Consider the following 12,830-nt stretch of genomic DNA (forward strand, 5'->3'; position numbering starts at 1 on the left):
GTTGAAATTGAGGCTCCTTTCTGCTTCTCTTTCAAAAAAAATTGCTGCGGCATCGTCTCTGCCGCAGCAACGAGGGAAAATCCTTAATTCTGAGCGGCAGGCGCTTCAGCGTCAACACCCTTCTTCACTTCGTTGACTTTCACTTTTTCCATAATCGCCTGCAGCGTCTTGCGGTAACGCGCCTGAGAGATCATGTTCTCGAAGTCCTCCGGACGCTTCTTCAGCATATCCTTGATGCTGTCGCTGGAGATGCCGTAATTGGCGGCCATCTGGGCAATCTCCCCGTCCAGATCCTCTTTTCGTACGGAGACGCCGAATTTCTTGGCGCAGGCATCAACCACAAGATACCCCATCACGTCGCGGCGAGCGTCTTTCTCGAGATTCTCTTCGAGTTCTTCAAGATCGTGCCCCTCGGACTTATAGTATTCCTCAAGGCTCATCTTTGTCCGCTGTTTGACGTTTTCCTCGAAACGCTTGCGCAGATGTTCCCGCTGGCGCCGCACCATCGAGTCGGGCAATTCGACCTGAGAAGCCTCGGTGATCTTGGCGACCGCCTCGTTTTCGGCCGCGGTACGGGCGTCGGCTTTCAGGCGCTTGTCGAGGTTCTCGCGGATCGTGGCGCGCAGTTCCGCCTCGCTGTGCACGTCCTCCGAGGTGACTTTCTTGAAGAACTCGTCGTCCATCTCCGGAGCGACCGGCTCCTGAACTTCGATGACGTCGAACTCATAGTGAGCCGTTTTGCCGGCCACCGTCTTGTCCCGATAGTCGTCGGCGACGTTGATGTCGGCGGACTTTTTGGTTCCCGCTTCAGTTCCCGTCAGAGCCTCGACGATCTCGGGGCGCATGGAAAGATGGTCCAGTTCGAACGTGTCGATCTGGGGTTCGTGAGACATGACGTCTTTGCCGTCGTCGTCTTTCACGACCAGGCTGTAGGCGGCGCGAACTTTATCGCCGTGCCGGGCGGGCCGATTGACGGGCTTGTAGGTGGCCAATCTCTTCTTCATATTCTCGAGCGCTTCGTCGACCATGCTTTCGCTGACGGCGAACACCGGCAGATCGACCGTGATATCGGAAAGCTCGGGCAGCGTCACCTCGGGTTCGACCTCATACTTCACGGTAAAAGTGACGTCCTCGCCCTCCTTCATGTTGAGATCGTCAACCGTGGGCGAAGCGATCGGCTCAAGGTCGTACTCGGCGCAGACTTCGTCAAGAACTTTTGGAAGCATGTCTTCGAGAGCCTGACTCATGATCGAGTCTTTGCCGAGGCGCATTTCCAGCACCGCCTTGGGGGCCTTCCCTTTACGGAAACCGGGAATGTTGACCCGTTTGGCGATCTCGGCGTAGGTTTTCTTCAGCTGAGCCGCATAACCGGCCTGATCCACGGTTACCTTGATGGTTACAATGTTTTTTTCTTGTGACAGCAGTTCCGATTTCACAAGAAGCACTCCTTTCAATAACCTAGACTCAATGGTGATAAAAAAACGACTCGGACAAGTATATCACAGGAAAGCCAAAGAATCTTCATTATTTTATGCTCCGAGAGACTCGAAACACAAAAACATTCTTTGTGACGAAAAAAATATTGAACTTTTGGGAGGAGATCCCGTCTTTTTCGTTATTTTTATCGGGACATAAATATCCGTGAGCAAAAATGCTCCTGGGCATAAGAAAGCCCTCCCTCCTGTCACGAAACGCGAGAGGAGGAAGGGGCGAGTCAGTCGTTGCTCAAGATTACTCCAAAAAATCCCGGAGTTTTTTGCTGCGGCTGGGATGGCGCAGTTTTCTCAGCGCCTTGGCTTCGATCTGACGGATGCGCTCGCGGGTGACGCCGAAACGGCGGCCGACTTCTTCAAGCGTATAAGAGCGCCCATCCTCCAGCCCGAAGCGGTAGCGCAGCACTTCGCGCTCGCGGTCCGACAGGGCGTCGAGCATCTCCTCGATCTGCTCGTGAAGAAGGTTGCCGGCGGCCGCGTCTTCGGGGCTGGGCATGTTGCGGTCCTCGATAAAATCGCCGAGCTGGCTGTCCTCTTCTTCGCCGATGGGCGTTTCCAACGAGACGGGAAGCTGAGCGATGCGGCGGATCTCTTCGACGCGCCCGCTTTCGATTTCCATTTCATGGGCGATCTCCTCGTCGCTGGGTTCGCGTCCAAGTTTCTGCACGAGCTGGCGGGAAATGCGCACCATCTTGTTGATCGTCTCGACCATGTGCACGGGGATGCGGATCGTGCGCGCCTGATCGGCGATAGCGCGGGTGATGGCCTGACGGATCCACCAGGTGGCGTAGGTGCTGAACTTGAAGCCTTTGCGGTAGTCGAACTTCTCCACGGCGCGGATCAGGCCGAGATTGCCCTCCTGGATCAGGTCGAGGAACAGCATGCCGCGGCCGATGTATTTCTTGGCGATGCTGACGACCAGACGGAGATTGGCGTCGATGATCTGCTGTTTCGCCTCCGCGTCGCCGGCTTCGACTTTGATCGCCAGCTCGCGTTCCTTTTCTCCGCTTAAGAGGGGGACCTTGCCGATCTCGCGCAGGTACATGCGCACCGGATCGGACAAGGGCACGTCTTCCATGCGCCCCAATTCTTCTCCATAGCCGGGAGCTTCGTCGCCACCGGACGAGGCAAAATCGGACGCACTGTCGTCATCGCCCGGGACGTCGGGGCTTTCTCTCTCGTCGGAAATTTTCGTCCTGCTTCTCGAAGGCCGCTTCGATTTGGCTGAACTGCCATCCTTTGATGAAACTTGAGCGGAATCATCCAGCACTTGAATGCCAAGCTCCGTCAAATTAATGAAAACATTGTCCAGGATCTCGGAACTCCAGTAATCCGCGGGGATATATTTCTCGATGTCCTTGTGGGTCACATAGCCATTCTTGCGCCCCTGAACGATGAGCCCACGGATATGACTCATCATGGAACGCAGATAATCCGGATCGCTTTCCGAGATTTCGCCGGAAGAAGATCCCACCGAATCGTCTTCTTCATGCTCCACCTCGAGGTTCAGATTTTCGTCAAGTCCATCGTCGGCGCCCACCTCTGCGAGATCTTCCGCGTCAGGACCGCTGAAATTGTCGAGGTCCTCGTCTGCGGGAGCCTCGGCGAACGGATCGTCGGGCTCTTTGGGAACCGCATCCAGCGTAGACGTCAGCTTGATACGCTCCGGAGCGCTTTTCTTTTTGTCGCCCGTTTTCTTTGTCTCGTCTTTCGCCGGAGATCGCTTCTCCGGCTTTTCTGCGGCGGGGGCTTGAGGATCGTTTTCCTTCGCCGCCGCTTTTTTCTTTTTCTTGACGGCGTTTTCGGATGCCTCGACTGTCCTTTTCGGAGTTTTCTTCGCCATGCCCTTCTCTTCGGACGGAACGTTTGCTTTGGCGCCCGCATCCTTCTTTGCCGTTTTCTTCTTTGCAGGAACCGCGCTTGCCACGGGGGCCTTTATTTTCTCAGGCACTTGGGATCCTTCGCTGTTCACGCGCTTTTCAGCCGCCTTTTTTCCGGATTCCAGGCCGGGGGCGCTTTTTTTCCTGTCGGAAGATGACGCCTTTTTCGCCTTCGGACTCTTTGGAGCAGATGTAGATTGTCTGGTCGGCTGAGCCTGCTTCGATACGTTCCCGGCGGAATCTCTCTCTTTGGGTTCAAGAGTCTTGTTCTTTTTGTGAACAGCCATCGAACATCCTCCTTCACTTCTTCGTCCACGACGAAAAGGCCGATAGATCTTTTCAAAATTCTCACGGGCTCCACAATATCATGTTTCTTCGCCGTCGTCACCGATGGTCAGCTCGTAAAAAGCCGGCAGCGGGATGGACGGAGATGGTCCGATAACCGAGCGGGTCTCGTCGAGCTGAAAATTCTCCAGCTTATTCACGACGAGCATGTCTTCCGGGATATCGGTTTCGTACGGCAAGGGCGCGCGCAGAAAGCCGAAGCGTTCCGCATAGAAAGGGACCAAGGCGCTGCCTTTCTTCCATTTCTGCAAGGCCGCACGCATTTCCACGAGTCCTTCCAGCTCGTTAAAGACCGGAAGCGCCGCCATATAGGCGATGACTTTATAGCGTATGAGGGCAATCTGCCCGTTCCAAAAGGTGCACTCCGTCACGCCGGCTTTCAGGTCCCGGCGCCGGGCAAGGAAATGCCCCGAAAAGCGCTCCATTTCCCGGCTGTAGCCGAAAACAAGGGTAAACGGAGACATATTCGCAGCCGTTCTTCTTTCGAGGACAGACTCATCCCAGATCATGCTGCCGGCGATGCCGCATTCACTGCCGCAGAGATACAGCAGTTCACTGTCCAAGGAGAGTGCCTGAAAGGAAAGGTCGCGCAGCAACTCGCTGTGGAGCCCCGCCATGGAGATGGTGCCGTGCTCGCGCCGGGAGAAACTCCAGCATCCCACTTCGATGTCAAGTTCGCTGTTCCAATAAGGCAGGCACACGGCACAGCCTCCTTCTCGAAAAATCCGTATATTATTATCCCACAAAGAACGCCTCAATTGGAAGAAATATTTTTTAAGTTCTCTGTTTCTGTCTTTTCCGGAAGACGCCCGATGATGCTACAATAACGCCGTGCTTCATACTGTCCTTCGGGAAAAAGACTGCACGCTTTTTCCCGCGCCGAGGAGACGCCGCAAAACGCGTGGGACAGGGGGCCATAAAGGCCCCGTCGCGACGCGACGGCCGTCCTCTTGCCTCGAAACATGGATCACACGTCTTAGAAAAAATCATCGAGCGGGGTGAAGTCATGCTAAGCGATGTTTTTGGCGGTTTAGTCAGTTGGCTGGTGGATACGATCGGTTCGCTGGGGTATACGGGAATCGTCGCGCTGATGTTCCTGGAATCGTCGTTTTTCCCGTTTCCAAGCGAAGTCGTTATGCCTCCGGCCGGCTTTTTGGCCCACGAGGGACAAATGTCGCTGTCCCTCGCGCTTCTCGCAGGGATCGCCGGCAGCCTGCTGGGAGCGCTGTTTAATTATTGGCTGTCGCTGCGTTTCGGCCGTCCCTTTTTCATCAGGTACGGCAAACATTTCGGGATCACGCCAGAGGTTCTTGACAAAGCGGACTCGTTCTTCGAACGCCACGGCCATATCAGCACGTTCGTCGGCCGTCTGATCCCGGTGATTCGTCAGTATATCTCGCTGCCGGCGGGGATCGCCCGCATGGACCTGACGCGCTTCTGTTTCTATACGACGCTTGGCGCCGGCATCTGGGTCGTCATCCTGACACTGCTGGGCTACTGGCTGGGAGCCAATAAATCGCTGATCCAGCGGTATCTTTCCGAGATCAGCATGGCCCTTTGCGCTGCCTGCGCAGTTATCGTGGCGCTTTATATCTGGCGCCAGAAAACAAGTCAAGAATCAAAAAAGAGTCGATAGCGCGTCTTCTCCACGGCTGGTTCTTCCCGCGGAGAAGACGCTTTTTTGCGTAATAGCAGAAAGGCCGACAGATCAGATCTGCCGGCCTTCTTTTTTAATCTAAAAGGGTTCAATCACTAACGGTCGTCTTACAGACGGACAACGTTAGCAGCCTGAGGGCCCTTTTCACCATCGACGACGTCAAACTCAACTTCTTCGTTCTCCTCAAGGGACTTGTAGCCGTCCATCTTGATAGCGCTAAAATGGACAAAAACGTCCTTGCCCTCTTCGGTGGTGATGAAACCGAAGCCCTTGGTGCTGTTGAACCATTTCACTTTGCCCTTCAAAGTACATGCCTCCAAAAAAAACGTGATGAAAAATCCCGACCAGTTCGGGAGCGCCCGGAGGATTTTCCAGGCACGGGGAAAATATACAACGATTCTTCTGAAATGTCAAACTTGAAATTAACGCGTGCGCGTTTTTTCAAGGATTTTTATGTATCGCGCTTCCCTTCTTCCGCAGAGAAAGCGCGCGTGCATTTTCAAAAACAGTTTTTGCACCGCGCCGCGGAAGTCAAAGGACATTATAGTGCCGCAGTCTTCTAGCCACCTCGTCGCGCCCCAGCAGTTCGATCACTTCGAAGATGCCGGGGCTGACTTTGTAGCCGGTCAGCATGTAGCGCAGGGGCATGGCGATGTCCTTGAGTTTGGCTCCGTTGGCGTCGCACCACTCGCGCGCGAAGGCCAGCATCTGCTCGGGCGTGAGCAGTTCGGGACGAGACAGAAAATCGGTATTGAACTTTTTCAACAGGGCGCGGCGCTCGTCCGTCAGGTCGCTGCCGTCGTAACGGGCCGCCACGGGGACAAAGGTCACCAGATAGTCGGAGAACTCCGCCAGCTCCTTGATCGTCTTGCCGCGGCCGGCCATGATCCCGAAACATTTGCCGAGATAATCCAGGTCGAGTTTGTCGCAGTCCACGCCCATTTCTTCCCAGAACGGACGGACCAGTTCGAATTTTTCCCTGACGGGCATTTCCGTGATGTGTTCCTGATTGATGAAGTTCAGCTTGTCGAAATCGAAGACCGAGGACTTGCGGTTGATGTTGCGAAGTTCGTATTCCTTGATGGCCAGGTCGCGGCCGAACACTTCCACGTTCCCCTTCGGAGCCCAGCCCAGCAGCGCCAGAAAGTTGAAGATCGAATCGGGCAGGTAGCCCATGTCGCGGTATTCGTAAACGCTGGTGGCGCCGTGGCGTTTGGAGAGTTTTTTCTTGTCCTTGCCGAGGATCATGGGCAGATGGGCGAACTTGGGCATCTCCCAGCCCAGCGCCTTGTAGATCAGGACCTGCTTGGGCGTGTTGGAGATGTGGTCTTCGCCGCGGATGACGTGAGAGATCTTCATCAGATGATCGTCGACGACGACGGCGTAATTATAGGTAGGGAAACCGTCGCTTTTGATCAGGACGATGTCCTTCATCACGCCGGTACGGCCGTCGATCAGCGCATCGCTCTTGTAGTCCACGTGGCCGTAGACTTCGTCGTCAAAGCCGATGTCCAGCCCCAGCGGCACTTTGTAGATGACCGCGCTGCCGTCCTTGTAGGCTTTGCCTTCGTCGAGAAGCCGCTGAGCGTATTTACTGTAAAGGTCGAGGCGTTCGGTCTGACGGTACGGTCCGTAATCGCCGCCGACGTCGGGCCCTTCGTCCCAGTCGAGATTCAGCCATTTCATCCCGGCTATGATCGTCTCTTCGTATTCCGCGGTCGAACGGACGCGGTCGGTGTCCTCGATACGAAGGATAAATTTTCCGCCGGTATGACGGGCCCAAAGCCAGTTGAAAAGCGCCGTGTGAGCGCCGCCGATATGCAGCGCGCCGGTGGGGCTGGGCGCGAAACGTACTCTCACTTCATCCGCCATTTATAAAAGTTCCTCCTCACATAATTGGTCCATCGCGTGTACAATAGACAGGCAGCTGCGGAAGAAAATCCGCAGAGATCAGAGAGCATTATAACCTGTCCTGGAGGTTTATGGAAATGTCTGGAAAAAAGATTTTGCTCATCGACGGACACGGGATCGCCTTTCGCGCCTTTTACGCGATCCCCGAACTGAACGCCCCCGACGGCACGCCTACCAACGCGCTGGTCGGCTTCTTCAACATGTTCGCCAGGGTCAGACACGACCAGCGTCCTGACGAGATCTACGCGGCGTTCGACATGAAGGAGCCGACGTTCCGCCACCGGCTCTATCCCGAATACAAAGCCACGCGCCGGCCAACGCCCGAGGAGTTCAAAATCCAGGTCCCGCTGCTCCATGAAATGCTTCCGCTTCTGGGCGTCCACATCATGGAACGTCCTTCGGTCGAGGCCGACGACCTGATCGGCTCGGCCGCCGTGCAGTTCGCGTCCCGCGGCGACGAGGTGCTGATCCTCACGTCGGACAAGGACATCATGCAGGTGCTGCGCCCGGGCGTAAAGATCCTCCGCCCCGGCAAAGGCGTCTCGTCTTTCGAGGAATACGACGTTCCTCATTTCACAGAAAAATACGGTTTTCCCCCGGACACAATGGTCGATTATCTGTCGCTGATGGGCGACTCGATCGACAACATCCCCGGCGTTCCCGGCGTCGGCGAAAAGACCGCTTCGAAATTGCTGCAAAGTTACGGCTCCATCGAGGGCATCATGGAACACGCCGGCGAGCTCAAACCCGCGCTGCAAAAAAAGATCGAAGAACACGGGGCGCAGGCCGTCGCGAACCGCAAACTGACGCGGCTCAAATGCGACGAAGATCTGAGCGAATTCACCTCGAAAGAAGCGGCGGCCGATCTGGAAGCGTTCGGCGCTTTCTGCGCCCGCCTGGGCATGAAAAAAGCGGCCGAATCTCTTGGCGTTACGGCCTCTCAAAAAGAACGCCCCGCCGCGGACCCGCCGGCGGAAGCGGCGCGGCCGTCGCCCGTCAGTACCGGGGACGACTTCGGCGAAGCCGTTCCGTCCGCTGCCGCCATTCCGCTGGACACGATCCTGTGCGCGCCAAGGATCGCGCTCGATCTCGAAGAATCCGGCGCGCCCGTCCCATACACGATCAAAGAAGAAACGCTGCAGTCGCGCCGCGTCATCCTCGCCGCCCCCGACGGCAGCTGGTGGCAGGGCACGCTGGCCGAACTGGCGCCGCGTTTGGACGAACTGTTGGACAACAGGGTCGTCTGTCTCGACGCCAAGGCGCTGTGTTATCTGATGGAGCGGCCGCGCCTCGGCGGGCTTTGGGATGTCAAAACCGCCTGGTACCTGCTCCATCCCGACCTGGAGAGCTACGACATCTCGAAAGAGATCGGCCTCGAGCTTTCGCCCGGCCGGGCGCTGCGCCTGTTGGCCATCGCCCGCTCCATGGAAGAAAAAATTGCCGCCCAGAACATGACGCGGGTCATGAACGAGATCGATCTGCCGCTGATCCCTTCTCTCATCGGCATGGAGCGCCGCGGCATTCGCCTCGACCGCGAAAAAATGCTGGCGCTTTCGCGGGAGCTGGAACGTCAGCTGAACGCGATCACCGAAAAAGTCTACGAAGCGGCCGGGTGCGAGATCAATCTCAACTCGCCCAAACAGATCGGCGAGCTTCTTTTCGAAAAACTTGGGCTTCCCGTCGTCAAGAAAACAAAAACCGGCTACTCCACCGACGTATCGGTGCTCGAGCAGCTGCGGGAGATCTGCGGCGCGCGCTGCGAAATCCCGGGGCAGCTCCTGGAATACCGCGAGCTTCAAAAAATGGCGTCCGGCTTCGTTCAGCCGCTGCTGAGCGCGGCCGGCGGGGACGGCTTGATCCACAGCACTTTCGAATCGCTGACGACCGGCACGGGGCGCCTCAGCAGCCGCGATCCCAACATGCAGAACCTGCCGACTTACAGCGGCTGGGGACAGCGGATCCGCGAATGCCTGATCCCGTCGCAGCCGGGACATTGCTTCGCCGCCGCCGATTATTCGCAGATCGAACTGCGCGTGCTGGCGCATCTCTCGGGAGATCCGCAGCTGATCGAGATCTTCAACTCGGACCGCGACATCCACACCGAAACCGCCGCCATGATCTTCGGCCTCCCCGCCGACGCCGTCACCAAAGAACTGCGCCGCAGCGCCAAGACCGTCAGCTTCGGCCTGATCTACGGCATGAGCGTTTTCGGCCTCGCCTCCCGCCTGGGGACGGACCGCAACACCGCGTTCCAGATCATGGACGCCTACTTCGCCGCCCTGCCGGGCGTGCGCGAATACATGGAAACGAGCAAGAAAAAATCTCTCGAATTCGGTTACACTTCCACGCTTTTCGGCCGCCGCCGCCCGATGGACGAAATCGCCACCGGGAACCAGACGAAAGACCACCAAAAACGCGTCGCCATCAACGCCCCGATCCAAGGGACGGCCGCCGACATCACCAAGATCGCCATGAACAAAGTCGCCGCGCATTTTGCCGGCCGCGACGTGGCCATGGTGCTCCAGGTTCACGACTCCATCGTCTGCGAATGCCCGCACGACCAGGCCGAACAGACCGCGCTGGAACTCAGTCAGGTCATGGAAAGCGCCGTTCATCTCTCCGTTCCTTTGAAAACGGAACGAACCGTCGGCACATCCCTCGCCACGGTTTAATGTTTTATGGTACAATTCTTAGGCTGAAACAGAATTTTTCACGCTGCCAATTCGAAAGGAGTAAAGTCACTTGCAGATACTTACTGCGCTTCGCACTCAGATCAAGTGGATTCTCGCCTTGTTTATCGTCATCTTCACCGCTTCCGTCGGATTCATGTACGGCACGGGCGGTTCCTCCGACTCCGACAATCAGCGCACCGGCGATTTCGTGGTCGCCAAGGTCAACGGCGAAGAGCTGCGCATCAGCCAGCTGCAGGAGCACCTGCGTTCGTTCGTCGAGCGCAACGGCATCCGCGACCTCTCCGACAAACAGATGCCGCTCATTTACAAAGCCGTGTTCGATGAAATGGTGTCCAACCGCGCCGTCATCGACGAAGTCGCTCGTCTGAAAATCAGCGCCCCCGCCGACGACGTCGACAGACAGCTGAAAGAGGTCGAGAATCAGTACGTGACCAAAGAAGCCTTCATGCAGACGCTGAAGAACCAGGGCAGCAGCCTCGAACAGGTCAAAGCCGAGATCGCCCGCCAGCTGGCCATCAACAAAATGCTGGAAGACGTTTCCGGCGGCGTGGTCGTCTCCGACGACGAGATCAAAACCCTGTACGACGCGCTGCGCGGCAACTTCACGCTGCCGGCCGGCATCGAAGCCGACTTTGTCCAGCTGAAGAGCAAGGAGGCCGCCGACAAATTCGCCGAAGAGGTGAAGGCCGACAAAGACTGGGACAAAGCCCTTACGATCGTCTCGGCCGACGTTGTCCAAGCGACCTCGAACGACGTTCACGAGCGCATTGCCGCGATGGAAATGGTCGGCAAGCTCGAGCCCATTTCCGCGCTGAACGACGGCGAAATCTCCGCTCCCATCGAGATCACCAGCCAGGATTATTTCGTCGTCCACCGCATCAAAGCCGTCTCGGAAGACGTGCGTCCCCTCTCCGAAGTCTCCGACGGAATCAAGACGATGCTCCTTCAGAGCAAAAAAGTGGAAGCCCAGCGCAACTACATCAAGGGGCTGACCGATAAGATGAACGTGGAAATCGTCGCCCCAGAACTCTTCACCGTCACGAGCGACGACGTTCCGCCTGGCGATGCCCTCCCCGATGAAAAGCTGGACGGGCTCAAGCCGGCTTTCATTGAGGATGCGGCGGACAAAGCCGCGGCTCCGGCCGCCGCGAAGTAGCCGGCATTCAAAGTATTCAAAAGGCCGATAGGAAAGAATTCTCTCCTATCGGCCTTTGATGTTGCGAAATCCAGGCGGCGCCGGACTCGGGAAAAATCCACGCGTCCGGCGCCGCTTTCGTTTCCCGTCCGTCGCGGATCGTTTACGCATATACGACCGGCGCCGTATTCACGACCATAGCCTTGCGCTTCTGCGAAGAGCCGTACGTGATCCGGTCCGTCTCTCCCAGGGAAATATTCGACGTGCTCAGGCGTTCCATGGAATGTTCGATCAGAATATTGCCGCACAACTGATAACATCTTTTCGACCAGAGATCGACATACTCGATCGTTCCTTCATACGAGCGGCCGTTCTCGGCAGGCTCCAGCTTCATGAACTTGATCAGAAGCTGAAGCATCTCCTTGCCGCGCACATGGTAACGCGCCAGCCGCAGCGGCGTCCAGCCTTTGGCGTTCGTCGCCATCGGATCCGCGCCGTGCTCGAGCAGCGTCTGCACGACGTGAAGATCCTTCGTCCAGACCGCGGCGTGGAGAATCGTATCGCCGTATTCGCCCGTCGTCCGCGCATTAACGTCGGCCCCGGCATCGAGAAAATATTGAACCACTGCCAGCGAGTTATTCTGCGCCGCCAAGTACAACGGCGTAATTCCGTCGTGAAACGGCTGTGTGACGTCGATCCGCTCCGCAGCGACCTTCTCCTTGATTTCGTCGACCGTCCCTTTGACGCATAACGTCCAGAAGTCTTTTCCTGGTTCCGCCTGCCCCTCTGCCGTCGCGACGCTTTTCTCATCATCCGCCATTCGTTCCTCACCCTTCATCACAATTCCACCGTTCCGTTATATCACAAAGTTGAGAGATTGCGCCAAATGCGGGCGTTTTTAATGGGATCAGTCGATTTTCAGCACGCGATACTCGCCGCAGTCTTCGACCGCTTTCTTCAAAACGGCGTCGGGGACCTCGCGTTCCAGAATCACTTCCGTAAAATTTTCCCGGTACGCCACGCCCGTAACGCCACCGACGTCAGTCAGCGCCCTGCGGATTTTTTCGCGGCAGACGTCGCAGGCAATGCCCTCGATGAACAGCGCCTTGTAATCGATACGCTCGATTTTGAAAATGACCGGACGTGTCCCATCGCTACAGCAAGCGATCATGATCCTCTCGTCGTTCGTCCAGTTTCTCATGATGGAACCGCCTTGAAGGGCCGTGTAAACATAACGGCTGATCGCATCCCACGCTTCAGAGCACTGAGTCCCTTTCCCCATGGTCCAGAAATCGTCCCGACCGCCATAGCGTTCGAAAACGAACTCCTGCCCTTCCTCGTAAAACCGGCAGGGACCGGAACTTGGGTCCGCCAGATACTCCCGCTGCAAATCAGGATACAGTTCTTTTTTCAGAACGGTGATTTTGCATTTGTGCTGCACTATGATCCCCCCTGAAATTTATTGATTCCCCTGGCGCCAGTATAGCAAAAAGCCCCCGCGAAGGGGGCTTTTTGTAGTTTTCACAAAAAAATCATGGCGGAGGGAAGAGGATTTGAACCCCCGAGGGGCGTGAACCCCTGGCTGATTTCGAGTCAGCTGCCTTGCCCGCAAAATGCCCACACCCTACGACGCCAGCGATTATAACACCTCATGCCCCGCTGGACAAGAGCGGCTTCCGCCAGTAGCAGCTGATTCATCGACTCGAAATTTTCAGA

11 protein-coding genes are annotated in these 12,830 nt (G+C 56.7%); 4 read left to right on the forward strand and 7 right to left on the reverse strand.

From position 1 onward, the window contains the following. Nucleotides 1-83 precede the first annotated feature (83 nt). Both tig and rpoD read right to left on the reverse strand, forming a co-directional pair. A complete protein-coding gene (tig, locus tag HMPREF7215_RS06150; RefSeq protein ID WP_009164860.1) occupies nt 84-1,436 on the reverse strand; it encodes a trigger factor in 1,353 nt (450 codons plus the stop codon). A gap of 295 nt (nt 1,437-1,731) precedes the next feature. Beyond that, nucleotides 1,732-2,913, reverse strand: coding sequence for an RNA polymerase sigma factor RpoD (gene rpoD, locus HMPREF7215_RS06155; RefSeq protein ID WP_083798277.1), 1,182 nt, complete (start codon nt 2,911-2,913; stop codon nt 1,732-1,734). 421 nt (nt 2,914-3,334) lie between these two features. Between rpoD and HMPREF7215_RS13195 the strand changes: the two genes are divergently transcribed. Then, entirely contained in the window at nt 3,335-3,586 is a 252-nt protein-coding gene (locus HMPREF7215_RS13195; RefSeq protein WP_156797455.1) for a hypothetical protein, read from the forward strand. A gap of 152 nt (nt 3,587-3,738) precedes the next feature. Here HMPREF7215_RS13195 and HMPREF7215_RS06160 read toward each other — a convergent pair whose 3' ends face one another. After that, nucleotides 3,739-4,419 (reverse strand): hypothetical protein, encoded by a 681-nt coding sequence (locus HMPREF7215_RS06160; RefSeq protein ID WP_009164863.1) that lies wholly within the window; start codon nt 4,417-4,419, stop codon nt 3,739-3,741. A 305-nt stretch (nt 4,420-4,724) separates the two neighbouring features. On the opposite strand from HMPREF7215_RS06160, the gene HMPREF7215_RS06165 reads away from it, so the two are divergent. Continuing rightward, nucleotides 4,725-5,354, forward strand: a complete 630-nt coding sequence (locus HMPREF7215_RS06165; protein ID WP_009164865.1) for a DedA family protein — start codon at nt 4,725-4,727, stop codon at nt 5,352-5,354. Nucleotides 5,355-5,482: 128 nt separating this feature from the next. Here the strand turns inward: HMPREF7215_RS06165 and HMPREF7215_RS06170 are convergent, their stop codons facing one another. Both HMPREF7215_RS06170 and gltX read right to left on the reverse strand, forming a co-directional pair. Continuing rightward, nucleotides 5,483-5,680: a cold shock domain-containing protein gene (locus HMPREF7215_RS06170; RefSeq protein ID WP_040550697.1), complete on the reverse strand. Its 198-nt coding sequence runs from the start codon at nt 5,678-5,680 to the stop codon at nt 5,483-5,485. A 226-nt stretch (nt 5,681-5,906) separates the two neighbouring features. Further along, on the reverse strand, nt 5,907-7,247 hold the full coding sequence (gene gltX / locus HMPREF7215_RS06175) for a glutamate--tRNA ligase (RefSeq protein ID WP_009164870.1): 1,341 nt from the start codon (nt 7,245-7,247) through the stop codon (nt 5,907-5,909). A gap of 116 nt (nt 7,248-7,363) precedes the next feature. Here gltX and HMPREF7215_RS06180 point away from each other — a divergent pair, with 116 nt between their 5' ends. Next, a complete protein-coding gene (locus tag HMPREF7215_RS06180; RefSeq protein WP_040550699.1) occupies nt 7,364-9,958 on the forward strand; it encodes a DNA polymerase in 2,595 nt (864 codons plus the stop codon). A gap of 70 nt (nt 9,959-10,028) precedes the next feature. Next, entirely contained in the window at nt 10,029-11,135 is a 1,107-nt protein-coding gene (locus tag HMPREF7215_RS06185; RefSeq protein ID WP_009164872.1) for a SurA N-terminal domain-containing protein, read from the forward strand. A 142-nt stretch (nt 11,136-11,277) separates the two neighbouring features. On the opposite strand, the gene HMPREF7215_RS12410 is transcribed toward HMPREF7215_RS06185, so the two are convergent. Both HMPREF7215_RS12410 and HMPREF7215_RS06195 read right to left on the reverse strand, forming a co-directional pair. Continuing rightward, a complete protein-coding gene (locus HMPREF7215_RS12410) occupies nt 11,278-11,934 on the reverse strand; it encodes an ankyrin repeat domain-containing protein (protein WP_009164873.1) in 657 nt (218 codons plus the stop codon). 87 nt (nt 11,935-12,021) lie between these two features. Then, nucleotides 12,022-12,555, reverse strand: a complete 534-nt coding sequence (locus HMPREF7215_RS06195) for a TIGR04076 family protein (protein WP_009164874.1) — start codon at nt 12,553-12,555, stop codon at nt 12,022-12,024. Nucleotides 12,556-12,830: the final 275 nt, after the last annotated feature.

This window comes from Pyramidobacter piscolens W5455, assembly GCF_000177335.1.
GTDB lineage: Bacteria > Synergistota > Synergistia > Synergistales > Dethiosulfovibrionaceae > Pyramidobacter > Pyramidobacter piscolens.